This is a genomic window from Thiobacter subterraneus (genome assembly GCF_055379455.1).
Map to the genome: position 1 here is coordinate 739,660 of NZ_AP042402.1, position 24,263 is coordinate 763,922.

The 24,263-nt window shown below is 67.1% G+C and carries 22 protein-coding genes; 16 read left to right on the top strand and 6 right to left on the bottom strand.

The annotated features are described in order from the left end of the window. Positions 1 to 5 precede the first annotated feature (5 nt). Both glgP and orn read right to left on the bottom strand, forming a co-directional pair. Positions 6 to 2,561 carry an alpha-glucan family phosphorylase gene (gene glgP, locus ACZ42P_RS03805; RefSeq protein ID WP_464898769.1) on the bottom strand — a complete coding sequence of 852 codons (2,556 nt, stop codon included), beginning with the start codon at positions 2,559 to 2,561 and terminating at the stop codon, positions 6 to 8. Between the two features lie 106 nt (positions 2,562 to 2,667). Beyond that, a complete protein-coding gene (gene orn / locus ACZ42P_RS03810; protein WP_464898770.1) occupies positions 2,668 to 3,219 on the bottom strand; it encodes an oligoribonuclease in 552 nt (183 codons plus the stop codon). Positions 3,220 to 3,263: 44 nt separating this feature from the next. Between orn and ACZ42P_RS03815 the strand changes: the two genes are divergently transcribed. From ACZ42P_RS03815 to ACZ42P_RS03870, 12 genes are all read left to right on the top strand, one after another. Further along, on the top strand, positions 3,264 to 4,520 hold the full coding sequence (locus ACZ42P_RS03815; RefSeq protein ID WP_464898771.1) for a M48 family metallopeptidase: 1,257 nt from the start codon (positions 3,264 to 3,266) through the stop codon (positions 4,518 to 4,520). A gap of 12 nt (positions 4,521 to 4,532) precedes the next feature. Further along, positions 4,533 to 4,835 (top strand): cytochrome c family protein, encoded by a 303-nt coding sequence (locus ACZ42P_RS03820; protein ID WP_464898772.1) that lies wholly within the window; start codon positions 4,533 to 4,535, stop codon positions 4,833 to 4,835. 10 nt (positions 4,836 to 4,845) lie between these two features. Beyond that, a complete protein-coding gene (locus ACZ42P_RS03825; RefSeq protein ID WP_464898773.1) occupies positions 4,846 to 5,187 on the top strand; it encodes a 4a-hydroxytetrahydrobiopterin dehydratase in 342 nt (113 codons plus the stop codon). A 10-nt stretch (positions 5,188 to 5,197) separates the two neighbouring features. Then, positions 5,198 to 6,094 carry a ribosome small subunit-dependent GTPase A gene (gene rsgA, locus ACZ42P_RS03830; protein ID WP_464898774.1) on the top strand — a complete coding sequence of 299 codons (897 nt, stop codon included), beginning with the start codon at positions 5,198 to 5,200 and terminating at the stop codon, positions 6,092 to 6,094. A 198-nt stretch (positions 6,095 to 6,292) separates the two neighbouring features. Next, positions 6,293 to 7,876: an alpha/beta hydrolase gene (locus ACZ42P_RS03835; RefSeq protein ID WP_464898775.1), complete on the top strand. Its 1,584-nt coding sequence runs from the start codon at positions 6,293 to 6,295 to the stop codon at positions 7,874 to 7,876. A 104-nt stretch (positions 7,877 to 7,980) separates the two neighbouring features. Then, entirely contained in the window at positions 7,981 to 9,249 is a 1,269-nt protein-coding gene (locus ACZ42P_RS03840; protein WP_464898776.1) for a T6SS immunity protein Tli4 family protein, read from the top strand. A 229-nt stretch (positions 9,250 to 9,478) separates the two neighbouring features. Then, positions 9,479 to 10,189 (top strand): DUF3304 domain-containing protein, encoded by a 711-nt coding sequence (locus ACZ42P_RS03845; RefSeq protein ID WP_464898777.1) that lies wholly within the window; start codon positions 9,479 to 9,481, stop codon positions 10,187 to 10,189. Next, positions 10,186 to 10,608: a hypothetical protein gene (locus tag ACZ42P_RS03850; protein WP_464898778.1), complete on the top strand. Its 423-nt coding sequence runs from the start codon at positions 10,186 to 10,188 to the stop codon at positions 10,606 to 10,608. The genes ACZ42P_RS03845 and ACZ42P_RS03850 overlap by 4 nt, the downstream gene beginning before the upstream one ends. A gap of 34 nt (positions 10,609 to 10,642) precedes the next feature. Continuing rightward, a complete protein-coding gene (locus ACZ42P_RS03855) occupies positions 10,643 to 11,911 on the top strand; it encodes a T6SS immunity protein Tli4 family protein (RefSeq protein ID WP_464898779.1) in 1,269 nt (422 codons plus the stop codon). 144 nt (positions 11,912 to 12,055) lie between these two features. After that, entirely contained in the window at positions 12,056 to 12,982 is a 927-nt protein-coding gene (locus ACZ42P_RS03860; RefSeq protein ID WP_464899362.1) for an AAA family ATPase, read from the top strand. A 10-nt stretch (positions 12,983 to 12,992) separates the two neighbouring features. Further along, positions 12,993 to 13,943, top strand: a complete 951-nt coding sequence (locus ACZ42P_RS03865) for a DUF58 domain-containing protein (protein ID WP_464898780.1) — start codon at positions 12,993 to 12,995, stop codon at positions 13,941 to 13,943. Then, positions 13,936 to 15,951, top strand: a complete 2,016-nt coding sequence (locus tag ACZ42P_RS03870; protein WP_464898781.1) for a transglutaminase TgpA family protein — start codon at positions 13,936 to 13,938, stop codon at positions 15,949 to 15,951. The genes ACZ42P_RS03865 and ACZ42P_RS03870 overlap by 8 nt, the downstream gene beginning before the upstream one ends. On the opposite strand, the gene ACZ42P_RS03875 is transcribed toward ACZ42P_RS03870, so the two are convergent. Beyond that, positions 15,897 to 18,302 (bottom strand): EAL domain-containing protein, encoded by a 2,406-nt coding sequence (locus ACZ42P_RS03875; protein ID WP_464898782.1) that lies wholly within the window; start codon positions 18,300 to 18,302, stop codon positions 15,897 to 15,899. The two genes, ACZ42P_RS03870 and ACZ42P_RS03875, sit on opposite strands and share 55 nt — an antisense overlap. 7 nt (positions 18,303 to 18,309) lie before the next feature. Then, positions 18,310 to 19,215, bottom strand: a complete 906-nt coding sequence (locus tag ACZ42P_RS03880) for a phosphate/phosphite/phosphonate ABC transporter substrate-binding protein (protein ID WP_464898783.1) — start codon at positions 19,213 to 19,215, stop codon at positions 18,310 to 18,312. Positions 19,216 to 19,518: 303 nt separating this feature from the next. Here ACZ42P_RS03880 and ACZ42P_RS03885 point away from each other — a divergent pair, with 303 nt between their 5' ends. From ACZ42P_RS03885 to ACZ42P_RS03895, 3 genes are all read left to right on the top strand, one after another. After that, complete coding sequence (locus ACZ42P_RS03885; RefSeq protein ID WP_464898784.1) at positions 19,519 to 20,100, top strand: sigma-70 family RNA polymerase sigma factor; 582 nt, start codon at positions 19,519 to 19,521, stop codon at positions 20,098 to 20,100. Then, entirely contained in the window at positions 20,097 to 20,807 is a 711-nt protein-coding gene (locus tag ACZ42P_RS03890) for an anti-sigma factor (protein WP_464898785.1), read from the top strand. Before ACZ42P_RS03885 ends, ACZ42P_RS03890 begins: the two co-directional genes overlap by 4 nt. A 79-nt stretch (positions 20,808 to 20,886) precedes the next feature. Then, entirely contained in the window at positions 20,887 to 21,345 is a 459-nt protein-coding gene (locus ACZ42P_RS03895) for a group I truncated hemoglobin (protein ID WP_464898786.1), read from the top strand. A 448-nt stretch (positions 21,346 to 21,793) separates the two neighbouring features. Here ACZ42P_RS03895 and pgeF read toward each other — a convergent pair whose 3' ends face one another. Beyond that, on the bottom strand, positions 21,794 to 22,522 hold the full coding sequence (pgeF, locus tag ACZ42P_RS03900) for a peptidoglycan editing factor PgeF (protein ID WP_464898787.1): 729 nt from the start codon (positions 22,520 to 22,522) through the stop codon (positions 21,794 to 21,796). After that, the gene (gene rluD, locus ACZ42P_RS03905) at positions 22,519 to 23,472 is read right to left on the bottom strand and encodes a 23S rRNA pseudouridine(1911/1915/1917) synthase RluD (protein WP_464898788.1); all 954 of its coding nucleotides are present in this window, start codon (positions 23,470 to 23,472) and stop codon (positions 22,519 to 22,521) included. The genes pgeF and rluD overlap by 4 nt, the downstream gene beginning before the upstream one ends. On the opposite strand from rluD, the gene ACZ42P_RS03910 reads away from it, so the two are divergent. Continuing rightward, positions 23,471 to 24,259: an outer membrane protein assembly factor BamD gene (locus tag ACZ42P_RS03910; protein WP_464898789.1), complete on the top strand. Its 789-nt coding sequence runs from the start codon at positions 23,471 to 23,473 to the stop codon at positions 24,257 to 24,259. The genes rluD and ACZ42P_RS03910 overlap by 2 nt on opposite strands. Positions 24,260 to 24,263 lie beyond the last annotated feature (4 nt).

Below are 24,263 nucleotides of genomic sequence, written 5' to 3' on the forward strand. Positions count from 1 at the left end.
TCGGCCTACAGCCAGACCATCAGGCCCATCTCCAGGGGATGGGTGAGCAGGGGGTGGGCGGGATAGGCGCGAATGCGGTAATCCAGCCGTCCGCACAGGCTGGGCGCAAGGTCGAGCACGAAGCGGTGCTCGCCGGTCTCCGGATCCACCCGGTCGAAGCTGAAACGGTAGTGGTGCGCGTCCTTCACGTGATACTTGTTGGCGCGGGTCATGAGCATTTCCACCACCACGTCCTGGGGTTCCAGGCCATTGAGCCGGGCCGCCACCTCGAAACGCACCTCGTCTCCGAAACGGATGCGGCGTTTCGGCGTATCCAGGCGTCGCAGCGCCACACCACCCCAGGCCGCCCGCACGCGCTGCTTCCAGGCTGCCAGCGTGCGCGCGTTGGCAAAGCCGCCCTCCGCGTAATGGCGCCCGGCCTTGGCCGCCGGCAGGTAAAACCGACTCACGTATTCGCCCACCATGCGGCCGGCATTGAAGCGGGGCAGCAGCGTGGCAATGGAAATCTTGGCCATCTTCACCCACTCCGGTGAATAGCCGAACCTGTCGCGCTTGTAGTAGAGCGGAATCACCTGATCCTGGAGCAGCTCATAGAGGGTTTGGCTGTCCTCCTTGTTGCGCCGATACTCGTCCATGTTCTCCGGCGCGGGTTTGATGGCCCAGCCATTCCTGCCGTCGTAGCCCTCGCCCCACCAGCCATCCAGCACGGAGAGGTTGAGCACGCCGTTGATGCCGGCCTTCATGCCCGAGGTGCCGCTCGCCTCCAGCGGATAGACGGGATTGTTGAGCCACACGTCCACACCCGCCACCAGCCGCCGCGCCATGTTGAGGTCATAGCCTTCCGCGAGCAGCACTTTGCCCACGAATTCCGGCATGTGCATGATGTGGTAGATCTGACGGATCAGCTCCTGCCCAGGCAGGTCCGCGGGGTGGGCCTTGCCGGCAAAGATGAACAGCACCGGCCGCTCGGCATCGGCCAGGATCTCGCGCAGCCAGTCCAGGTTCTCGAACAGCAGCGTGGCGCGCTTGTAGGTGGCGAAGCGGCGCGCAAAGCCGATGGTGAGCACGTTGGGGTTGGCCGGATCGGCAAAGCGGAACATACGGTCCAGGTGGGCCTGGGAGCCATGGTTGCGCAGGTGCTGGTGGGCGATGCGGTGGCGCACCAGCTGCAGCATCTGCGACTTGAGCGACTGGTGCACGCTCCAGAACAGGTGATCCGGGATCTGGTCGATCTTCGACCAGTAGCTCACGTCGGACATGCGGTGGCGCCATTCATAGCCGAGGAACTGGTCGAACAGTTCCGCCCACTCCAGCGCCAGGAAAGTGGGCACGTGCACGCCGTTGGTGACGTAGCTCATGGGGTTTTCCGCGGGATCGATCTGCGGCCAGAGATCGGCGCAGATGCGCGAGGACACCTCGCCATGGATGCGCGACACGCCGTTGTGGTGGCGGGAGCCGCGGATGGCCAGGGCGGTCATGTTGAAGTCCGGCGCGCCGTCCTTGCGCCCCAGGGCCATGAATTCCTCGCGGCTGATGCCCAGCTCCGGGAGGAAGTCCCGGAAATAGGCCTCGATCATGTCCTGGGCGAAATGGTCGTGACCAGCGGGTACCGGGGTGTGGGTGGTAAACACCGTGTTGACCGCCACTGCCTCCAGGGCGCTGGCGAAATCCAGCCCGGCCGCGCGCAGCATGCGGATGCGCTCCAGGATCAGAAAGGCGGCATGTCCCTCGTTGATGTGCCACACCGTGGGCTTGAGTCCCATGGCGGCAAGCGCCCGCGGCCCGCCGATGCCCAGGATGATTTCCTGGCGGATGCGGGTGTGGCGGTCACCGCCGTAGAGCTGATGGGTGATGTCCCGGTCTTCCGGCGTGTTCTCTTCCAGGTCCGTATCCAGCAGCACCAGACGCACATGGCCGATGGTGGCCTCCCACACCTTGACCGCCACCTGGCGTCCGGCGAGAGGCACCTTCACGTGCAGCTCGTTGCCATCGTCCTGCAGCACCGGCGTGATGGGCAGGTCGTCGAAGTCGGCATCATGATAGGTGGCGACCTGCTGGCCCTCGCTGTTGATGGTCTGGGTGAAGTAGCCCTGGCGGTAGAGCAGCCCGACGGCAACGAAGGGCAGGCGCATGTCGCTCGCGGCCTTGCAATGGTCCCCCGCCAGGATGCCCAGGCCACCCGAGTAGATGGGGAAGCTCTCGTGCAGGCCGAACTCGAAACAGAAATACGCCACCAGGTCGTGCTCGCGCAGGGTTTCCTGCCCGGTGGCGCGCATGGGCTCCGAATGATAGGTGTCGTACGCGGACAGCACACGGTTGTAGGTGGCGAGGAAGACCTGATCGTCCACCGCATCCACCAACCGCTGTTCGTCGATGCGCCGCAGGAACAGCTTGGGGTTGTGCCCCACCGCGTCCCACAGACCGGGGTGCAGGCGCGCAAACAGGGTGCGTGTGGGCCGGTCCCAGCTGTACCAGAGATTGGTGGCGAGTTCCTCCAGCCGCGCCAGCCGGCGCGGAATCCTGGGATTCACCTCGATGGTGAAGGTATGGCCATTGCTCATGACTGCTCCGCTCTTGAAGGCTCACTGGGGAATGGACACTTCCATCCGGCCGGCGCGGGGCGCGCGGGACCAGCGCCGGGGGCGCAGCCCGCGCCACGCGGGAACCTCAGGCCCTGATGAAATGCTCCCGGTAGTACTTGAGTTCGTTGATGGATTCGTAAATGTCGGCGAGCGCCGTGTGCCTGCCTTCCTTCACCACGCCGGACGCGATCTCCGGCTTCCAGCGCTTGACCAGCTCCTTGAGCGTGCTCACGTCCAGGTTGCGGTAGTGGAAGTAGGCTTCCAGTTTCGGCATGTAGCGGGCCAGGAAACGGCGATCCTGGCAGATCGAGTTGCCGCACATGGGCGACTTGCCCGCCGGCACCAGCGGCTCCAGGAACGCAATCATCTGCGCCTCGACTTCCGCCTCGCTCAACGTGGATGCACGCACCCGCTCGATGAGTCCGCTCTTGCCGTGGGTGCTCTTGTTCCAGTCGTCCATGGCGTCCAGCACCTCGTCCGGCTGATGGACCGCCAGCGCAGGCGATTCCGCCACTACGTTGAGCTGGGCATCGGTGACCACCAGCGCCACTTCGATGATGCGGTTCTGCTCCGGATACAGTCCGGTCATTTCCATGTCGATCCAGATCAGGTGATTCTCGTTTGGCGCCTGTGCCATAATTCCTGTTCTCTTCCGGGCCCGGAAAAACCCTTTCCAAAGCCATGATTATTCCTGCGCAGACGGTGACGGCCGTATTCCTGTCCGCCCTCGCAGCCAGCGTGCTCGTCCAGCTCTGGCTTGCGCGCCGTCACGTGGCACACATTCTAGCGCATCGGGACCACGTCCCGGCGGCCTTTGCCGGGCGCATCGCGCTCGCGGACCACCAGAAAGCCGCCGACTACACCGTGGCCAGAACCCGCCTCAACATGGTGCAGGCGGTGACCGATGCCCTGGTGCTGCTGTTCCTCACCCTGGGCGGCGGTCTCGATGCGCTGGACGGCTTCTGGCGCAGCGCAGTGGCCGCGGAACTGCCCCGGGGGGCGCTGGTCGTGACCAGCGTGGTGCTGCTGCTCGGCGTGTCGGAACTGCCCTTTTCCCTGTACCGCACCTTCGTGATCGATACCCGCTTCGGCTTCAACCGCATGACCCCGGCGCTGTTCGTGGCGGATCTCTTCAAGGGCACGCTGGTCATGCTGGTGCTGGGTCTGCCCCTGGTGTTCCTGCTGCTCTGGCTGATGCGTGCTGCGGGTGAAACCTGGTGGCTGTATGCCTGGGGCGTGTGGGCGGCTTTCAACCTGCTGGTTCTGACGCTTTATCCCACCGTGATCGCGCCCCTGTTTAACCGCTTCACCCCGCTGCCGGAAGGCGAGCTGAAACGGCGCATCGAAGCCCTGCTCGCCCGCTGCGACTTCACGCCCCGCGGCCTGTTCGTGATGGACGGCTCGCGCCGCACCAGCCACGGCAATGCCTATTTCACGGGCTTCGGCCGGGCGAAGCGCATTGTCTTCTATGACACCCTGCTGGAAAAACTCGCGCCGGAGGAAGTGGAAGCCGTGCTCGCCCACGAGCTGGGCCATTTCACGCGCCGCCACGTGACCAAGCGGCTGGTCTGGCTGTTCACCCTGAGTCTCGCCGCCCTGTGGCTGCTGTCCCGGCTGATGGAGACCGAAGGTTTCTTCAAGGGGCTCGGGGTCAGCCAGCCTTCCACCTACATGGGACTCACGCTGTTCATGCTGGTGGCACCGGTGGCCGGCTTCCTGCTGCATCCGCTGGCGTCCCTCTATTCCCGTCGCCATGAATTCGAGGCGGATGCCTTCGCTGCGCAGCATGCCAGCGCCGGTGCCCTCGTGGCTGCCCTCACCAAACTCTATCAGGACAACGCCGCCACCCTGACGCCGGATCCACTTTATTCTGCTTTCTACGATTCCCACCCGCCCGCGGCATTGCGCATCGGCCGCCTGGAAACCGCCGCCCACTGAAAGGAGTCCACCATGATCCGCCTGCTGCCTGTGCTGCTGCTCGCCGCCACAACCGTCCATGCAGAACCTTTCGCCGGCGGTGACGCGAAAAAGGGCAAGCGTCTGCACGACGCCAAATGCACGGCCTGCCACGTCTCCCTCTACGGGGGAGACGGCTCCGGCATCTACACCCGTGCGGACCGCAAGGTGAAGAGCGCGGCGGCGCTGGCCTCACGCATCTCCGCCTGCAATGCCAACACCGGCGCCGGCTGGTTCCCGGAGGACGAGCGTCACGTGGGCGCCTATCTCAACCAGACTTTCTACCACTTCCAATGAGGAGCCGATCATGAGCACCGTCGTCTGCGATCTGACCAAGGGTCACTGCAAACCGTGTGAAGGGGGTGTGCCGCCTCTCACCCCCGAGCAGGTCAACACCTACCTGGGACAGGTGAAGGGTTGGGAACTCAGCAATGGCGCCATCAGCAAGACCTATCAGTTCAAGAACTATCACGAGACCATGGCCTTCGTGAACGCCACTGCCTGGATCTCCCACCGCGAGGACCATCACCCGGACCTGGAGGTGGGCTACAACAAGGTGACCGTGCGCTACATCACCCACGCCATTGGCGGACTGTCCGAGAACGACTTCATCTGCGCCGCCAAGATCGACGCCCTGTTCGACCTCTGACCCGTACACCATGGCGCAGGGGCGCATGGCCGGTCGTGTGGTGGCAGCCCACGGCAAGCGCTACCAGGTGGAACTCGGGGATGGCCGCATCTTCGGCTGTGTGACCCGGGGCAAGAAAACCGGCGTGGCCTGCGGCGACCGGGTGGAGATCACGCCCACCGGACCGGCGGAAGGCGTGATCGAAACCGTCGCGCCACGCAGCAGCGTGCTCTACCGCTCCGACCCCTGCCGCCAGAAGATTCTGGCCGCCAACGTCACGCAGGTGATCGTCGTGGTGGCGGCCGTGCCCAGCTTTTACGAGGAGCTGCTCAACCGGGCACTGGTGGCCGCCGAGGCGGCGCATCTCAAGAGCGTGATCGTCCTCAACAAGACCGATCTGCCGGAAACGGCGCAGGCGGAGGAGCGCCTCGCCCTCTACGGCGGGCTGGGCTATCCCCTGGTGAAGCTCTCTGCGAAGACGGATGTCTCGCCCCTGCGCCCCTATCTCGCGGGCCAGGTAAGCGTGCTGGTGGGACAGTCCGGCATGGGCAAGTCCACCCTGGTGAATGCCCTCGTGCCCGGTGCCCACGCCGCGACCCGGGAGATTTCGCAAGCCCTCGATTCCGGCCGCCACACCACCACCCATGCCACGCTCTACCATCTGGACGGCTCGAGCGACCTCATCGATTCCCCGGGGCTACAGGAATTCGGCCTTTACCACCTGAGCCCGGAGGAAGTGGCGCAGGCCTTCATCGAGTTCCGGCCCCATCTCGGCCACTGCCGGTTCCACAACTGCCGCCATCTGGTGGAACCGGGTTGCGCCATTCTGGAAGCCGTCCAGAGCGGCACCGTGTCGCCTCGGCGGCTGGCTGCCTATCAGGCCATCGTGCGCGAGCGCCTCGACTGGCAGGCACGGCGTTACGCCTGAACGTCGCGAAGGCGCCTCTTGCCGGATTACTTCCCCCACCCTGTTGCGCAAGCGTGTGGACTGCTCGCCGTCCCCGGAAAGCGGCGCCACTCGTGCGCCCTCGCAAACACGGGCCCGTGGCAAGCCAGTGGTCTGCCCTCTTGCGAGCTATGTCTTCGTCATGGATACTGTATGCTTTCTGCATAGCCAGGAAGCTGCATGGGAACGGTCAACCCCTTAGCCACCCGGCGTGTGGCGCTGTGCTTCGATGAGCGGGGCAATCCGCAATTCCACTCCACCTTGAGCCCGGAGGACTTTTGCCAGCGGGCCCTGTGTGTCGCCCCACCCCGCCACGTCATCCCCATCGTGTTCGTGCCGGGCATCATGGGGAGCAATCTCAAAAGCAAACCCGCCCAGGGCGGGGAGAAACCCAAAGCCGTCTGGCGACCGCCCAACACCCTGGGTGAAAAGCTGAGCGAGGTACATGCGCGCTTTCGCCAAAGCCCGGCCGCGCGGCAACGGGAACTCCACCCCTCCCTCACTGAAGTGGACGACGGCGGCTTTGTCTCGATCCCCCGCGACTGCTACAACCTGGACACCCGGGAAGCCCGCCGACGCGGCTGGGGGGAGGTGCACTGGGAGTCCTACGGCCCCTTTCTGCTCACCCTGGAACGCGCCCTCAACGACCAGTACGAAGACTGCGGCCGCCCCACCGCCACGCCGCTTGCCGTCTGGCAGCGGGCCCAGCGGCTCGATGAGGACACCCGCCGCCGCTGGGGCGCCCGGGGCGAGGCCCCTCCCCTGAGCCCGGCGGCCTTCCAGCGCCTGGACGACTACTACTACCCCGTCTGGGCCTGCGGCTACAACTGGATGGAAAGCAACGAGCGCTCCGCCCGGCGCCTGCTCGAACGCATCGAGGCCATCCTGGCGCACTACCAGGCAAGCGACTTCTTCATCCCGGAAGGCCGGGTGATCCTGGTAACCCACTCCATGGGCGGGCTGGTGGCGCGGCGCGCCGCCCAGCAGGCCCCCGAGCGCATCCTGGGGGTAGTGCACGGGGTGCTGCCCGCGCTGGGGGCGCCCGTGACCTACCGGCGCTTCCGGGCGGGCACGGAAAGCAATGGCCTGTTTGACCTCGTGGGCAAGCTTACGGCCGTGGTGCTGGGCTGGAGTGCGGCGGACACCACCTGCGTGCTGGCCCACTCCCCCGGCGCCCTGGAGCTTCTGCCCACCCGAGACTATCCCCCGGGCTGGCTCCGGGTGAAGGCGGGCACCCACACCCTCCTGAGCCTGCCCGAAACCGACCCCTACAGCGAGATCTACGCCACGCGGGTGCAGGACGTCTGGTGGGGCATGGTGGACGAAACCCTCATCGATCCGGCGGGGCTGGTGGACAAGGATGAGACACCCTATGAAGCGTTCCTAAAACAACTCGCTCAGGCGGAAGAATTCCATTCCACCCTCGGCCTCTATTTCCACCCCCAGACCTATGCCCATTTCGGGGTGGATCCCTGTCTGCCCACCTTCCACACGGTCTGCTGGGAGGCCACCTCCCGCTTCGAGGACGGCCCCGTGAAACTCGGCCCGGAAGCGGGCGAGCGGCTCCGCCAGGCCCGGGCCACGGACTGGGACGGGCTGGGACGCTGCGAGGTGGCCCTGGGCGAGGACACCGTGCCCTTCCGGCTGGGGGCCAAGGACGGCCCCGGCGATGGCACGGTGCCCGAGCCCTCGGGGGCCCAGGTGGAACGGGCCGGCCTCAGGGCCAGCTTCCGCCTGCAGGGCGTAGAGCATGCCTCGAGTTAACGCCATCCCGAGGTGTGGGACAACGTCTGCTACTGCATCGCCCGCCTGGTGGCGCAGGCCACACCCGTGACTGAACTGCCCCAATCGAAGAAGGAGCGCTTCCCATGTCCCGATGGCTCTGCTGGCTCGTCCTCTGCCTCCTCGGCCCCCTCGCCTGGGGCGCTGATGACATGACCGGCATGCGCACCGTCTGTTTTGGGCGCTTTCTCATCGACGTGCCCCAGGAGGCCGTGGTGAGCGGCCAAAGCTACGAGTACATGTTCGGAGAGATCCGAAGCGAGCGGCTGGGCGGTGGCCCCGCCCTGTTCGAGCAGCGCATGGCCGAGCGGGAGGCCAAGCTTCGGGCGGGCAAGCACGAAGAGAAATTTAGCCTAGTCGAGTCCCGCCGTCCCTTTCCCCATGCGCAAGTGTTCAAGCTGTCCAAATGGGTCATCAAGCTCACCACCTTCGGTTTCGAAGCCTACCGCCTGGACAAGGGCATGTTGTATTCCATGTCGGAAACGGCCTTCAACGAGAAGAAAATCGACTCCGTGCTTGCCCGCCTGGAAACCAAACTCCTCCCCAACCTGCGCTACCGCCTGCCGGAGGAAATCCCCACCGAGCCGGGCTTCTGCCTCAGGGAAGGGTTCATTGCCGACGACGGCTCCACACCCCAATACGAATGGGCAGAGATTCGCTTCCACTTCCCCCAATGGCCCGATGTGTCCGTCTCCGCCCTGGTACACACCAACGGCGCCAAGCTGCAACCCTCCCTGCTCGAGCGCATGAGCAAACCCTTCCCCCTCGAATTGCTCTCCCTTGCCCAAGGCATCAGAACGCTGCGCAAGGGCAGCCGCCAGGTCGGCCCCTTCCCCGGTGAGGAGGTGCTGGACGTCCTGCCCACCGACAACGGCTACGGGGTGCACCAGTTCGTCTGGGAAGCCCGGGGGCGACCTGGCTCCGACGTATTCGCACCCCTGATTCACATCGAGCTGGAAACGGGCGATGGCAGCAGCGTTTACCAGCGTCACATGCCCCCCTCCCTCACCGACGAGCAGGCCATCCGCCTGTTTGACGCCATCGTCAATTCCATCCGCCTGCGGCCCACGGGGCCCGGCAAGGGGGCGGCCGCCACCCCGCCGCCGCGCCTGCCCCTGGGCACCCGGGTCACCAGCCGCGCCCTCTGCCCCGAAAGCGGCCTGTGGCAGTGCCTGAACGAAGACGTCAGTCTCACCCCCCGCCGCCGCTTCATCCCCCGCGGCGCCCCCATGCCCTATGGCCTGGCCAGCCGCCCCGCGCCGGGGCTCAGGGGGCTATTGGGCGGCACGGAAGACACCCCCGTCGAGGTCACCTGGCAGCTGGTGGACTACGGCGACGATCCCCCGCAAGGCTGAGCCGGGAATGGCCAGGCGCCAGCTGCAATCATCATGCTTGCAGCATAACCCGCTGTCATAGACAATGGCCGCCTCGAACGAGGCGCCCATGGACCTCTCCCCCCTGCTTGCGGACTTTGCCAGCCCCTTCCTCGATCATGGCCGGCTGGCCGGCCTGCGTGCCCCCGGCCGGGCGGCGAGGGCGGGTGGAGGCGGCGCTGACGCGTCTTACCGGAAAAGGAGCAAGCCTATGAGGCGCGGCTGGGTGGTGGGGGTGGTGCTGGGGTGCCTGGCGGGCTGTTCCGTGCCCGATGACGAGGTGGCGGTGCCGGTGTCGGCGATCAACTACACGGAGCAGGAGCTGGGATCGTTTCTGTTCATCCACCCGGAAACCAAAATCCCGGCAGGGGGACCGGGGCTGGCGCCCTATGAAGCGGGTGGGACCATGTGCTGCTACGAGCTGCCCAGGCAGTGGCGGCCGGGGATCAAGGTGCGGCTGCGGTATTACTGGTATGAAGGTTCCTTGCAGGCACCCCGCACGGAGCGGGAGTTTGAGCTGCCGCCTTATGCGGGGGGCCGGGTGGGGATGCTGTGGGCGGTGTTTTACGGGGGTGATGATGTGGAGGTGGTGGTGAGTGATGTGGACCCGGGGCATGTGGACTGGCCGGGACGGCTCAAGCACTGGCCCCAGCCCAGCCTCGCCTACAGGCGCAAGCTGTGGCAGCAGGAGATGGACCGGCTGAAACGGGATCTGGCGGATTTCGAAAGCGCGGCCAAGGGGGGCACAGCAGAGGAGATCCAGGAGTCTTGGGAACATTACCAAAAGTGGGAACCGGAATCGGTTCGAGGGTTCAGCGAGCCGGATGACCCGGCGTTTGCCGAGTGGCGCAAACAACGCTTTGCCAAGGCAGCCGAGCGGACCCGGCAGTGGATCAAGCGGCTGGAGGAGAAGCGGCCATGAGAGCGACACTGGCGAAGCCCCTGCCCTTCAGCGCGGCGGAGCCCAGCTTGAAGGAGGTTTTCTTCACACAAGAGCAAAGGGACACAATCGCCGCCTTCGAACTGCGCGAGCACCCGCCTGTGTGTGATTTTCGGGAATCCTGCACGGAGAATCTGTTTTTGGGGTTTTTCTTCGACGGCACGCGCAACAACTATGCGGTGAGCGAGGAGAGGCAGGATCGCAGCCACAGCAACGTGGCCCGGCTGTTCGATGCCTATCCGGGCCAGACCATTGCGCCGCGGGAACTGCTGCGGTTTGACATCCGCTGGCCCGACGAGGCGCGCTATCCCAACTTCTTCCGCGTCTATGTTCTTTGCCTGGGCTGTGGAACGACGTCTGCTACTGCATCGCCCGCCTGGTGGCGCAGGGCACACCCGTGACTGAACTGCCCCAATCGAAGAAGGAGCGCTTCCCATGTCCCGATGGCTCTGCTGGCTCGTCCTCTGCCTCCTCGGCCCCCTCGCCTGGGGCGCTGATGACATGACCGGCATGCGCACCGTCTGTTTTGGGCGCTTTCTCATCGACGTGCCCCAGGAGGCCGTGGTGAGCGGCCAAAGCTACGAGTACATGTTCGGAGAGATCCGAAGCGAGCGGCTGGGCGGTGGCCCCGCCCTGTTCGAGCAGCGCATGGCCGAGCGGGAGGCCAAGCTTCGGGCGGGCAAGCACGAAGAGAAATTTAGCCTAGTCGAATCCCGCCGCCCCTTTCCCCATGCGCAAGTGTTCAAGCTGTCCAAATGGGTCATCAAGCTCACCACCTTCGGTTTCGAAGCCTACCGCCTGGACAAGGGCATGTTGTATTCCATGTCGGAAACGGCGTTCAACGAGAAGAAAATCGACTCCGTGCTTGCCCGCCTGGAAACCAAACTCCTCCCCAAGCTGCGCTACCGCCTGCCGGAGGAAATCCCCACCGAGCCGGGCTTCTGCCTCGAGGAGGGCTTCATCGCCGATGCCGGCGATGAGTTCCACTACGAGCGGGCAGGCATCAGCTTCCGCATCCCCCGCTGGCCAGATGTGCTGATCACCGTGTATGCACGCACCAATGGGGAAAAGCTGGATCCCCCGCTGCTGTCCCGCATCAGCAAGCCCTTTCCTGCCGCCCTGGCCTGGGCCGCCAGCCACATCGGCATGCTGCGCAAGGGAGAGCGGATGGTGGGACCATTTGCCGGACAGGAGGTGCTCGAAACCCTGCCCACGGGGCAGGGTTACTCCACCCATCACTTCGTCTGGGAGGCGCTGGGTGAGCCCCGCTCCATCTGGCGGCCCCAGATCCATTTGGAATTCGCCACCGGCGATGCGCGCAAGGTGGACAAATGGGCCCGTCACGTCCCCCCCTCCCTCACCGACGAGCAGGCCATCCGCCTGTTCGACGCCATCGTCAATTCCATCCGCCTGCGGCCCACGGGGCCCGGCAAGGGCGCGGCCGCCACCCCGCCGCGCCTGCCCCTGGGCACCCGGGTCACCAGCCGCGCCCTCTGCCCCGAAAGCGGCCTGTGGCAGTGCCTGAACGAAGACGTCAGCCTCACCCCCCGCCGCCGCTTCATCCCCCGCGGCGCCCCCATGCCCTATGGCCTGGCCAGCCGCCCCGCGCCGGGGCTCAGGGGACTATTGGGCGGCACGGAAGACACCCCCGTCGAGGTCACCTGGCAGCTGGTGGACTACGGCGACGATCCCCCGCAAGGCTGAGGGGGGCAACGGCGCTCCCTGAGGGCACGACTCCAGCCAGTGGCCCAAAGCCGCGGCCAGGCGGGCTGCACCTTGTCCCACGGCGGCAGAATTAGGTGCAGGGAAATCAAGTCCGCGCCTGTGCTGCCGCTATACTTCCCCACCATGGAAGCCAAGGCCCCCCTGCCCCTGCGTCTTGCCGCTGCCCTGCGTCAGGTAGGCGAAATCGTGCTGGGCAAGGAACGTGAAATCCGCCTGGCCTGCGCCTGTCTGCTAGCGCGGGGTCATCTCCTCATCGAGGATCTGCCGGGCATGGGCAAGACCACGCTGGCCCACGCGCTGGCGCGCACCCTGGGACTCGACTTCAACCGCATCCAGTTCACCGCCGATCTGCTCCCGGCGGACATCGTCGGGGTATCCGTGTGGGATCGCGCGGAAAACCGTTTCGTGTTTCACCCGGGGCCGGTGTTCGCCCACGTGGTCCTGGCCGACGAGATCAACCGCGCCACACCCAAGGCGCAGAGCGCCCTGCTGGAGGCCATGGAGGAGCGCCAGGTCACCGTGGATGGCGTCACCCGTCAGCTGCCAGAGCCGTTCTTCGTGATCGCCACGCAAAATCCCCAGCACCAGGTGGGCACCTTTCCCCTGCCGGAATCCCAGCTCGACCGTTTCCTGATGCGGCTCGCCCTGGGCTATCCCGAGCCCCGCGCGGAACGCGCCCTGCTGGCAGGCTCGGACCGGCGCGGCCTGCTCGCCCGGCTGACAGCTTTACTCGATCCCGCCAGCCTGCTCGACGCGCAGCAGGAGGTGGCGCGTGTGTTCGTCGCGGAGCCGTTGCTGGATTACGTGCAGGCCCTGCTGGCCCACTCCCGCAGCGGGCCCTACGGGACGGGCCTCTCGCCGCGTGCGGGGCTTGGCCTGGTCCAGGCCGCACGCGCCCAGGCCTATCTCGCAGGCCGCGATGCCGTTTTGCCCGAGGACGTGCAAACCGTGCTGCCGGCCGTGGCCGGTCACCGCCTGCACGATCCCACGGGCACCCGGACCGGCGAGGAACTGGCCGCGGCCTTGCTTGCCGCGGTACCCCTGCCCTGACCCTGGGCCCATGGGCGGCAGCGTGCTGTTTCCGCGGCTTGCGGCTCTGCTGCGGCCCCTGCCGGCGGAGAGCGGACCGGTGGCGATCACCGCCCGACGCATCTACATTCTTCCCACCCGGCACGGCGTGCTGTTCGCGCTGTTTCTGCTCGCGATGCTCGCGGGGTCCATCAATTACGCCCTGAGCCTGGGCTTTCTGCTCGTATTCCTGCTGGCCGGCGTGGGGCTCGCCGCAATGCTCCACACCTGGCGCAACCTGCGCGACGTGGTGATCACTCCCCTGGGCGCGACCCCCGCTTTCGCGGGCGGCGAGGTGCTGTTCCATTTCAGCCTGGCCGCGCCCTCGGTGCGTCCCGCCCTGTGCCTCGCTCTGCCCGGTCAGGCCGGGCTTTGCTTCGACGTCACCGGGGCCACCCCAGTGAGTCTGGCCGTGCCCGCCACGCGCCGCGGCCGGCTGACGCTGGCGCGGCTTAGCCTGTCCACCGTCTATCCCCTGGGTCTGTTCCGGGCCTGGGCCGTCCTGCGCCCGTCCCTCGAAGCCATGGTCTATCCCCGTCCCCTCGCCCATGCACAGCCGCCGCCCGCACCCGGAGCGGGGGAGGGGCGTGCCCGCCGCCCGCTGGGCGAGGGGCGGGAAGATTTCGCGGGACTGCGTCCCTTCGTGCCTGGCGATTCACCCCGCCAGGTGGCCTGGAAGACGCTGGCCCGGGGCGGCCCCCTGGCCAGCAAACGCTTCCACGGGGAGGCTGCCGCAAGCCGCCTGCTCCACTGGGACGACGCGCCCGGGGACACGGAAACGCGGCTGTCCTGGCTCGCGCGGGCGGTGCTGGAGGCCGAGGAAGCAGGTGTGCCCTACGGGCTCACGCTGCCCGGCACACACATCCCACCCGGGCAGGGCGCCGCCCACCGGCAGGCCTGTCTGGCCGCCCTCGCCCTGTTTGGGGAGCCCGGCCATGGCTGAAGTGACGCTCGCGCGGCGGGAGAGCCTGGTGGTGGCACTGGGCATCCTTTCGGTGGCGGCGGGCCATGCCGCCCATGTGCCCATCTGGCTGTCGGGCCTCGCGGCCACCCTGCTGGGCTGGCGCATGGCCGCCAGCATGGGCTGGTTGCCCCTGCCCGGCCGGGCGCTGCTGATCCTGCTGGCGCTCGCCTGCGCCGCAGCCATTCTCGCCGCCTATCACACCCTGTTCGGTCGCGAGGCGGGTGTGGCCATGCTCAGCCTCATGGTCGCGCTCAAGCTGCTGGAGATGCGCACCCGGCGCGACGCCGTGCTGACGGTGTTCCTGGGCTGGTTTCTGGTGCTCACCCACTTCCTCTACGGGCAGGACATCGCGGCTGCGCTCTATCTGTTTGCCGCCGCAATCTGGCTGCTCATGGCCCTGGCATTGCTCACCCATCCGGCCCAGGGCCTGGCGGCGGCCACGCGCCTTGCTCTCCTGCTGGTCGCCCAGGCGGTGCCGCTGATGGTGCTGCTGTTCCTGCTGTTTCCGCGCCTGCCGGGCCCCCTGTGGGGACTGCCCAAGGATGCCTTCGCCGGCCGCACGGGCCTCGACGAAACCATGAGTCCGGGCAGCATCAGCCGTCTCGTGCAGTCGGACCAGGTAGCCTTCCGCGCCGAATTCAGGGGCGCGCCGCCACCCGCCGCACAACGCTACTGGCGCGGCCCGGTCCTGGAGCTCTTCGACGGCCGAAGCTGGCGGCCCCATCGCGACGCCGCCGCGCAGCCGGCTGTGGAAGCAACGGGTGCTTCCATCGCCTACACCCTCACCCTGGAGCCCCACGGCAAGACCTGGATCTTCGCCCTGGACGTGGCCGACCCCCTGAACCTGCCGCCCCACACCGGCCTTGCACCCACCCTGCAATTGCTGGCGGATCAACCCATCACCCAGCGGCGGCGCTTCGATCTCGTGGCCCTGCCCCGGCACCGGCTGGATGGAAACGCCGATCCGGAAACCCTCGCCCGCGCGCTGCAGCTGCCGCCTGCCGGCAATCCCCGCGCCCGCGCCCTGGCGCAACAGCTGCGGCGCGCCGCCCGCTCCGACCGGGACGTGGTGGAAGCCGTGCTGCGTCTGTTCCGGGAGGAGGATTTTCACTACACCCTCACCCCACCCCTGCTGGGGGTGGACGGCGTGGACGAATTCCTGTTCGACACACGCCGCGGCTTCTGCGAGCACTATGCAGGCGCCTTTACCTTCCTCATGCGCGCGGCGGGCGTGCCGGCCCGGGTGGTGACGGGTTATCAGGGCGGGGAATTCAACAGCCTGGGGGGGTATTACATCGTGCGCCAGTCGGACGCCCATGCCTGGAGTGAAGTCTGGCTGCAAGGACAGGGCTGGCTACGGGTCGATCCCACCGCCGCCGTCTCCGCCGCGCGCATCGAACAGGGCATCGCCGCCGCCCTGCCCGCGGAAGCGTCCCTGCCCTATCTCATGCGCACGCAATGGACCTGGCTCAGGACTCTGCGCCTGAACTGGGACGCTCTCAACAACCGCTGGAACCAGTGGGTGATCGGTTTCGACCAGGAACGCCAGGTGGGACTGTTCGCACGCTTGGGGCTGGGCATCGTCTCCTGGCGCGAGCTGGGCTGGATGCTGCTGGGGGCGCTGGCGCTGACCCTCGGCCTGCTCGCCGCCCTCACCCTGCGCCAACGGACCCCGGCGGACCCGGTCCAGGCCGCCTGGCTGAAGCTCAACCGCAGGCTCGCCCGGGTGGGACTGCCGCGCGCGCCCCAGGAAGGTCCGCTGGCCTATGCCGAGCGGGTGGGCCGGGCGCGGCCCGATCTGGCCCCGCCGGTGGCGGCCCTGGCCCACCGCTATGCGGCGCTGCGCTACGGCCGTGCAACCGATCCCGGCGCGGTGGAGGATTTCCGGCGCGCGGTCGCCGCCTTCCACCCCCGCCGCCTGACCCAGACGACTCAGGCCACACCGTCCAGCGGCACCGGCCGTCCCACCGCCCAGCCCTGGGCATAGTGGACGCCCAAGTCGCCCAGCATGGCGAGGATGGCCTCGGTCTCCACGTACTCCGCCACGGTCTCGATGTTCATCACCCGCGCCACGTCGCGCACCGCCTCCACCATGGCACGGTCCACCGGATCTTCCACGATACGGCGCACGAAGGCACCGTCGATCTTGACGAAATCGATGGGCAGGTTGCGCAGGTAGGCAAAGGACGAGAGCCCCGCGCCGAAGTCGTCCAGGCTGAAGCGGCAGCCCAGGCGCCGGAGCGCGTCCATGAAGGAAATGGCCCGCTGCAGGTTGGCGATGGCCGCAGTCTCGGTGATTTCGAAACAGATCCTCGGGCAGGGCACGCCATAGTGCTTGAGCCTCTCCTCGATCCAGGAAAGCAGCCCATCGTCCGTGAGGGACTGACCCGAGAGATTGATGGACAGACACAAATCCCCCGGATGCCCGGCCAGCCACCGGAAGGCATGCTCCATTACCCAACGGTCGATGCGGCCCATGAGCTGGTAGCGTTCCGCCGCAGGCAAAAAGGCCCCGGGTGGAGTCAGGCTGCCGTCGGCCTCGATGAGCCGTAGCAGCACCTCGCCGTGACGCAGCGGCTCCTCGCCGTTCACCGGCCGGATGGGCTGCCAGAACAGACGAAAGCGGTCCTGGTCCAGGGCCTCGGTGAGGCGCGCCACCCAGTCCATCTCCTCGGCCCGGCGCCGGAAATCCACCGACTCCGCCACGTATTCCACGATGCGGCCGCGCCCCTCCTCCTTCGCCGCATAGCAGGCCGTATCCGCCGCGGACAGCAACTCGGCCACACTGTGCCCGGGCCCGTCTATGGCCACCAGCCCGACGCTGGCGCCCGTGGTGAAGGTGCGGCCTTCCCACAGGAAGCGGTGGTTCTGCAGCAGGCCAAGCAGCGCCGCGCCGATCTCCCGGGCGCGGGTGCGGCTGGTATAGGGCAGAAGCAGGCCGAACTCGTCGCCCCCCAGGCGGGCCAGCACGTCGTGCAGGCGCACCTGGGTCTGCATCTCCAGGGCCAGGCGGCGCAGGAGCTCATCCCCTGCCGTGTGACCGCAGGTGTCGTTCACCACCTTGAACTGGTCGAGGTCCACGTAGAGCAGGGCGTGATGATCGCCGGGCCGGGTGACTTCCAGAAGCGCCTGGAGACGCGCCTCGAATTCGGCGCGGTTGTAGAGGCCGGTAAGGGGATCGTGACTCGCGGCCCAGCGCAGCTTGGCCTGCAGGGCATGGGCCTCGGTCACGTCGTGGAACACCAGGACCACCCCCAGGATGTCGCCTTCGCGGTCGCGAATGGGCGCGGCGGAATCCTCGATGTTGAGCTCCCGGCCGTCGCGGCTGATGAGCAGGGTGTGGTTGCCCAGGCCCACCACTTCCCCCGTGGAGAGCACCGTCTCCACCGGATTGACGATGGGCACGCGGCGGGCTTCGTCCAGGATGCGGAACACCTGGGTGAGGGGCTTGCCGCGTGCTTCTTCCTTCTGCCAGCCCGTGAGGCGTTCCGCCACCGGGTTCATGAAGGTCACCTGGCCTGCCACGTCGGTGGTGATCACGGCATCGCCAATGGAGGTGAGGGTGACCTCGGCGAGCTCCTTCTCCTCCCACAGGCGCGCTTCCAGTTCGTCGCGCCGCGCCCGCTCGGCACGCAGGGCCCCCACCATCACGCGAAAATCGTGGGCCAGCAGGCCCACCTCGTCCGGCTGGTCATCGCCTTCTATGGGCACGTCCAGATTGCCGCTTGCCACGGCATCGGCCGCGGCAGACAGGCGCGCCAGCCGCCGCGTCACCGCCTGGGTCACCCCCCACGCCACGAATCCCCCGAGCACGATGGCCAGCACGGTGAACCCCACGCCCCGCCAGACCAGGCGGGTCACGGCGGCATCCAGGCTGGCGCGGGAAAACGCCACCCGGGCCCAGCCCACGGTACGCCCTGCCACCTGCACGGGATGGACCGCATCCACCACCCCGCCGTGCTCCAGCACCTGCGCTCCGCCCGCGCCGAACAGCCGACGGCTCGCCTCATCGCCCAGCACCTGGTCGAACAGGCTGTCATCGCTGCTGGCGCGCACGCGTCCCGTCTGGTCGGTGACCAGTGCGAAGGCAAGATGGGGAACCTGGCGCAGGGCATCGGTGAGGGCGTCGAGGGTATCCAGGTCGCGGCTCACCAGCGCCGCGCCGCCGCTGGTGGCGAGATTGCGGGCCAGGGCCGCGGCCTGGGCGCGGAACTGCTCGCCCAGCAGCGATTTCTCCCGCGTGACCGAATCCCAGGCGATGTAGCCCGACAGGCAGGCATGAACCAGGATCACGCTGGCGAGGATGCGCCCGCGCAGGGAATGCCAGAACCGTGCCATCGGCCGCCTACCGCGCGATCACCGGCTTGAGGGCGGCGGGCAGGCCGATCTCCGCGTCATAGCGTTCGAGAAAGGCCCGGAAGGGACGGTAGCTCTCGTCGGATGCACGCTGGAAACGGTGCTGCCCGAGCTTGAAGCGCGCCGCGTCCACCGTGGGGTCGCGGGCCATGGCCGCCAGGGTGGCGGCGACCTTCTCCCTGAGTGCCGCCGGCACGTCGTCCCGTGCGACGATGGCATTGTGGGGCGAGGGCTCGGTGACGAACAGAACGGCGAGACGCGCCGCCTTTTCAGGCTCGTCCCGCTGGAACGCCCGCAGGAAGCGCGCCGACACGCCACAGGCGGCCGCATCGCCGGACACCGCATTGAGCAGGGCCGCCACCTGGGTGCCGGTGTACTGGAAGCGCAGCGTTTTCACGTCCACGCCATGCCGGTGCAAATGCCACAGGGGCAGCAGGGTGGCGGCCACGGCGGTTTCCGACGGGAAACAGAGGGTCGCACCCGACAGCTCGCCCAGGCGGCCGATGCGACCCTGGCGGGTGACCAGCGCGCCGCGAAAATCCTCGTCCGGGAAATTCTTGGCGATCACGTGGTAGCCGGCGCGCTGGGCGATCAGTGTCTGCACGGGATTGGGCAGCGCGAAATGGTAACGCCGCGCGGCGAGTCTGGCTTCGAATTCCGGATAATCCTTCGCGCCCTCCAGCTGGAACCGGGTGTTCGGGATGTGCTGCTCCAGGTAATCGAGGATGGGCTGGTAGGCCGCCACCAGCTCCTGGGGATTGAGATGGGGATGGAAGCCGAACACATAGCTCACCGTCGCCCCCGCACCCCCGGGGATGGCAGGCGCCGGCCGGTATTCGGCGGCGTGGCTCGCCACCAGGGCGAAGAAAAAGAATCCCGCCAGAAAAAGTCTCATGGGTCTCCCCTTGTTGGCTTCGTGTGACGCCGCACCCCGTGCGGCCCGGACCTCATGGAAGGCATGGTAGCAAAAGACGCCCCGACCCGGACAGCATGGCGCATGGTGTGGCATGTGGACCAGCCGGAAGGACCCTGGCTCCCACCGGGCCCAGCCCCATGGAGTCGCCCCGGATTGACGCTTGTTGCGCACCGCTGGACCATTGTGCATCCACGAGGCCGGGTCGAACGTAGAATGCCTAAAGCCCCTGTTCCCCCGGGCGCCACCCCAGATCCGCCGACGAAAAGCCTCGCACGACCGACCATGCCAGACGACAACCCTGCCGAGATCATGGCTACCGATACCGAGGCACTTATAACGGATCTTCTCATCCGCTGCGCCCAAGGGGATCGGCAGGCGTTCGCCAAACTCTACCGCCACGCTTCGCCCCGCCTTTACAGCCTGGCGCTGCGCATCCTCAGGCGCCGCGACTGGGCCGAGGACGTGCTGCAGGACTGTTTCATCACCATCTGGCGCCAGGCGGAAGCGTTCAGGCCGGACCGGGGTCCTGGATTGGCATGGATGGCGGCGATTCTGCGCAACCGGGCAATCGACTGGTTGCGTCGGGCGGACAGGTTGCGCGAGGAAGATGAAGAGATGGCAGACACGCAGGAGCCCCCGGGGGAAGACGGCCCCATGGAGAAAGCCCTGGCGTCCGCCACCCTTGGCGCATTGAGGGAGTGCATGGCGCAGCTGAAAGCGGTGCAACGCCAGGTCATCGCGTTCGCCTACTATCATGGCCTGACCCATGAGGAAGTGGCGCACAGGCTTGGCCAGCCGCTTGGCACAGTCAAAAGCTGGATCAGGCGTGGCCTGGACGAACTCCGGAAATGTCTTGCGCTATGAAATACCAAGATCCTCGTTTGCGCGCCCTGCTCGCCGGCGAATACGTGCTGGGGACCCTTACCGGCCGCGCCCGCCAGCGTTTCGAGAGGTTGCTGATACGTGATGCCGGGCTGCGGGAACTGGTTGGCAGGTGGGAGATGCAGCTCAATCGCCTGGCCATCGCGGCACCGCCGGTCAAACCACCGGCCCGTGTGTGGCGCATGATCCAAACCCGGCTTGGTTTCGGGTGGTCGCCCGACAGAATGTTTTCGTGGTGGGACCGGGTGAACGTCTGGCGCGCCATAGCGGGCCTGGCAGTCGCCGCAGCGGTCGTCCTGACGGTTCAGGTTGTACGTCTGGCGCCGGAAACACCGGGCCCCATGCTGGGAGCCGTCCTGGCCGACGCCGGCAATCAGCCGGCATGGGTGGCCGTCGTCGCGGCAGGAAACCACGGCCGGCCCGTCCTGAAAATCACCGCGTTGCGACCGCTATCGCCCGGTGCCGGTCAATCGTTCGAGCTGTGGCTGATTCCCGCCGATGCCACCCGGCCCATATCCCTGGGTTTGCTGCCAGGCAACGGTCAGGCGTCGTTCGAGCTGCCGCCGGAGGTCGTTCGCGGGCTTCGGGCTTCAAGCACCATCGCGGTCAGCCTGGAGCCGGCGGGCGGGTCACCCAGCGGTCTGCCCACCGGCCCAATCCTTTATCAGGGGAGCACGCAGGCACTGTGATGCATCCAAACGCGTCTCCCGTGCGTAAATGGGAGACAGGGGACGTCCCTGTGTCAACCTGCACAGAAGGAGTAACGACATGCACAGTCCAATCAATCGCGTTTTCGCTCCCACACTGCTCACGGTCGGGCTTTTGTTCGGCTGCGCAGCCGATGCCGGAATGGGGGCCAAGCACCACGACAAACCGCTGTATGACCGCCTGGGCGGCAAGCCTGCCATTCAGGCAGTGGTGGACGACTTCGTCGGCAACGTGGCGGCAGACTCGCGCATCAATGGTTTTTTCGCCAACACCAACATCCCCCATCTGAAGAAAATGTTGGTCGATCAGATCTGCGAAGCCAGCGGTGGTCCATGCAAATACACTGGCAAGAGCATGAAGCAGGCTCACGCCGGAATGGGCATCACCGAAGCGCACTTCAATGCCCTCGTGGAGGACTTGGTCAAGAGTCTCGACAAATTCAAAGTGCCGGAGCGGGAGAAGAAGGAGCTGCTTGGCGCCCTCGCCAGCATGAAGGGTGACATCGTCGAGAAAAAATAGCCATCCCGCCAACCCCGCAGGGACACGGTTTGCCCTACTGGGGCCCACCCCCAGGCGAGGGCAGGCCGTTCCCGGCGGAGTCCGGCGGAACTGGAGCCGCTCCGCGTGCAATGGCGCCTTGGTTGTGCCTGGCCCCTCTGGTGACCAAGCAAATGATGCCGGTGCCCAAGCCGGCCCGGTCGGTATCGGCACGACCAACCCTTGCATATACCTTTTCCGATGGACACTGGTGGACGGTGCCTACCCAGGTACCTCACCACGCCGCCCATCTCGCATGATGAAGTCATGGTCTCTTCGCCCCGTTTTCTGTGCCCATCCCTCACGCCGATCTCGTTGCAGGCCAGGAACGGCCCTGCTCGCGCCAGATTTCCACCGGCCTCGTCACGGCCTGCTGCCTTCATCGCGGGGAAGGAGGAATCTTTGCCGTGGGAGATAATGGCTGCATCGTTCACCCGGAAAGCCAGATGAGGCTCGCCATGCGTCCGGTGGTGCCGTCGCGGCGGTAGGAGAAGAAGCGCCCGGGATCGGAGAAGGTGCACAACCCACCGCCATACCGCGCCTGCACCCCGGCGCGCGCGAGGCGCTGGCGGGCGAGTGCATAGAGATCGGCCCGCCATTTGCCCGGGCCGTCGGGGCGAAACGCCGCCGCCGCAGCAGCATCCACCGCGAGGAAGGCCGCCCGCACCTCATCCCCCACCTGGAAGGCTTCGGGTCCGATGGCCGGTCCCAGCCAGGCGAGGAGCTGGCCGGGATCGGTGTCCATCGCCGCCACGGTCCGTTCCAGCACGCCCGCACACAGCCCGCGCCAGCCCGCATGGGCGGCCGCGACCACGGTGCCCGCACGGTCGGCCAGGAGAACCGGCAGACAGTCGGCGGTGAGCACGGCACACACCGTGCCCGGCGTGCGGCTCACGGCGGCGTCGGCCCGGCGCGCGCCGCCCGTTTCCACGCACAGCACGTCCGTGCCGTGCACCTGTTCCAGCCAGACAGGCTCGGCCGGCAGCAGCGCACGCAGCCGGGCACGGTTTGCCCTCACAGCGGCGGGATCGTCCCCCACGTGGTCAGCGAGGTTGAGGCTGGCATAGGGCCCGACGCTGGTGCCGCCGGCACGGGTGGTGATCAGGGCGCGCACCCGTGCCGGCACGGGCCAGTCCGGAACGAGGCAGACGGGATTCATGGTGTGCGCAGACGGGCGAGGAGTGCCGCCATGTCTGCCGGCAGGGGTGCTTGCCAGGTCATGGCGACACGGGTCAGCGGATGGACGAGGGAAAGTTCCGCGGCGTGCAGGGCCTGGCGGTGGAACGGGCGCCGTCCCTCGCGCGATCCATAGACGGGATCCCCCACCAGGGGGTGGCCGATGGACTGCATGTGGACGCGGATCTGGTGCGTGCGCCCCGTCTCCAGCCGGCATTCCACCAGGGTGTGGCGGGACAGTGCCTCGATCACCCGGTAATGGGTGACGGCGGGCTTGCCACGCTCCACCACGGCCATTTTGGTGCGCTCCCGGGGGTGGCGGCCGATGGCAGCCTCGATGCGTCCCTCCCCTGCGAGACGGCCTTCCACCACCGCGAGATACACGCGGCGCACACTGCGCGCGGCGAGCTGGCGCACCAGATCGGTCTGGGCCTCCACGGTCTTGGCCACCACCATGAGGCCGCTGGTGTCCTTGTCGAGGCGGTGCACGATGCCGGCACGGGGCACGTGCGCGAGTCCGGGCGCGTGATGCAAAAGCGCATTCATCAGGGTGCCGCGCCAGTTGCCGCTGCCCGGATGCACCACCAGTCCGGCGGGTTTGTCCAGCACGAGGATGGCCTCGTCCTCGTACACGATGGACAGGGCCATGGCCTCGGGCTCGGCCTGCACCTCCGAGGGGTGCACGAGCGGCACCACGTCGATGTGCGCCCCCGGCCAGACCTTCTGCCGTGCTTTGGCCGCCGTTCCGTCCAGGGTGACGCGGCCGGCCTCGATCCAGGACTGGATGCGGGAACGGGAATACTCGGGCATGAGCTGCGCCAGCGCCTGGTCCAGGCGCCGGCCGGCGAGGACCTCGGGCACCACGAAGCGGCGCGGCGAAAGCGCCGCGGGGCTTGCGCTATAATCCTCCGACTTTCTTGCGGATACCACCATGCGCCTCAGTTTAGCCTTGATCCTCACCCTCTGGCTCGCGGGCTGCAGCCTGTTGCCGGAAGTGCAGGACGAAACCCGCGGCTGGTCCGCCCAGAAGCTCTACGCCGAGGCCAAGGCGGCACTGGGCGAGGGCGATTACGAAAAGGCCATCAAGTACTACGAGACGCTGGAGGCCCGCTATCCCTATGGCCGCTACGCCCAGCAGGCCCAACTGGAAATCGCCTACGCCTATTACAAGGACCGCGAGCCCGCGTCGGCACTGGCGGCCTGCGACCGCTTCATCAAGCTCCACCCCAACCATCCCCACGTGGACTACGCGTATTACCTGAAGGGGCTGATCAACTTCAACGACGATCTGGGCTTTCTCGGCTACGTGGTGCAGCAGGATCTGTCCGACCGCGATCCCCAGGCGGCGCGCGATTCCTTCGAGGCCTTCAAAGAGCTGGTGACACGTTTCCCGGACAGCAAGTACACGCCGGACGCGCTGGCGCGCATGCAGTATCTGGTGAATGCCATGGCCCGCCACGAGGCTGCCGTCGCCCATTATTACTACCGGCGCGGCGCCTACGTGGCGGCGGTGAACCGGGCCAAGGAGCTCATCCGCCAGTATCCCCAGGCTCCCGCCAACGAGGATGCCCTGGCCATCCTGTGGCGGGCCTACGAGAAGCTGGAGCTTTCTGATCTCGCCGCCGACAGCCGGCGCGTGCTGGAACGCAACTTCCCGGACAGCGCCTACCTCAAGGGCCGCCAGCCCGGCAACGCGCGGCCCTGGTATCAGTTCTGGTAGGCGA

What these genes read in the sequence shown, in the direction of transcription:
- glgP (WP_464898769.1), bottom strand. Translation starts at nt 2,561, where the DNA reads ATGAGCAATGGCCATACCTTCACCATCGAGGTGAATCCCAGGATTCCG.
- orn (WP_464898770.1), bottom strand. Translation starts at nt 3,219, where the DNA reads ATGGCACAGGCGCCAAACGAGAATCACCTGATCTGGATCGACATGGAA.
- ACZ42P_RS03815 (WP_464898771.1), top strand. Translation starts at nt 3,264, where the DNA reads ATGATTATTCCTGCGCAGACGGTGACGGCCGTATTCCTGTCCGCCCTC.
- ACZ42P_RS03820 (WP_464898772.1), top strand. Translation starts at nt 4,533, where the DNA reads ATGATCCGCCTGCTGCCTGTGCTGCTGCTCGCCGCCACAACCGTCCAT.
- ACZ42P_RS03825 (WP_464898773.1), top strand. Translation starts at nt 4,846, where the DNA reads ATGAGCACCGTCGTCTGCGATCTGACCAAGGGTCACTGCAAACCGTGT.
- rsgA (WP_464898774.1), top strand. Translation starts at nt 5,198, where the DNA reads ATGGCGCAGGGGCGCATGGCCGGTCGTGTGGTGGCAGCCCACGGCAAG.
- ACZ42P_RS03835 (WP_464898775.1), top strand. Translation starts at nt 6,293, where the DNA reads ATGGGAACGGTCAACCCCTTAGCCACCCGGCGTGTGGCGCTGTGCTTC.
- ACZ42P_RS03840 (WP_464898776.1), top strand. Translation starts at nt 7,981, where the DNA reads ATGTCCCGATGGCTCTGCTGGCTCGTCCTCTGCCTCCTCGGCCCCCTC.
- ACZ42P_RS03845 (WP_464898777.1), top strand. Translation starts at nt 9,479, where the DNA reads ATGAGGCGCGGCTGGGTGGTGGGGGTGGTGCTGGGGTGCCTGGCGGGC.
- ACZ42P_RS03850 (WP_464898778.1), top strand. Translation starts at nt 10,186, where the DNA reads ATGAGAGCGACACTGGCGAAGCCCCTGCCCTTCAGCGCGGCGGAGCCC.
- ACZ42P_RS03855 (WP_464898779.1), top strand. Translation starts at nt 10,643, where the DNA reads ATGTCCCGATGGCTCTGCTGGCTCGTCCTCTGCCTCCTCGGCCCCCTC.
- ACZ42P_RS03860 (WP_464899362.1), top strand. Translation starts at nt 12,056, where the DNA reads ATGGAAGCCAAGGCCCCCCTGCCCCTGCGTCTTGCCGCTGCCCTGCGT.
- ACZ42P_RS03865 (WP_464898780.1), top strand. Translation starts at nt 12,993, where the DNA reads ATGGGCGGCAGCGTGCTGTTTCCGCGGCTTGCGGCTCTGCTGCGGCCC.
- ACZ42P_RS03870 (WP_464898781.1), top strand. Translation starts at nt 13,936, where the DNA reads ATGGCTGAAGTGACGCTCGCGCGGCGGGAGAGCCTGGTGGTGGCACTG.
- ACZ42P_RS03875 (WP_464898782.1), bottom strand. Translation starts at nt 18,302, where the DNA reads ATGGCACGGTTCTGGCATTCCCTGCGCGGGCGCATCCTCGCCAGCGTG.
- ACZ42P_RS03880 (WP_464898783.1), bottom strand. Translation starts at nt 19,215, where the DNA reads ATGAGACTTTTTCTGGCGGGATTCTTTTTCTTCGCCCTGGTGGCGAGC.
- ACZ42P_RS03885 (WP_464898784.1), top strand. Translation starts at nt 19,519, where the DNA reads ATGCCAGACGACAACCCTGCCGAGATCATGGCTACCGATACCGAGGCA.
- ACZ42P_RS03890 (WP_464898785.1), top strand. Translation starts at nt 20,097, where the DNA reads ATGAAATACCAAGATCCTCGTTTGCGCGCCCTGCTCGCCGGCGAATAC.
- ACZ42P_RS03895 (WP_464898786.1), top strand. Translation starts at nt 20,887, where the DNA reads ATGCACAGTCCAATCAATCGCGTTTTCGCTCCCACACTGCTCACGGTC.
- pgeF (WP_464898787.1), bottom strand. Translation starts at nt 22,522, where the DNA reads ATGAATCCCGTCTGCCTCGTTCCGGACTGGCCCGTGCCGGCACGGGTG.
- ACZ42P_RS03910 (WP_464898789.1), top strand. Translation starts at nt 23,471, where the DNA reads ATGCGCCTCAGTTTAGCCTTGATCCTCACCCTCTGGCTCGCGGGCTGC.
- rluD (WP_464898788.1), bottom strand. Translation starts at nt 23,472, where the DNA reads ATGGTGGTATCCGCAAGAAAGTCGGAGGATTATAGCGCAAGCCCCGCG.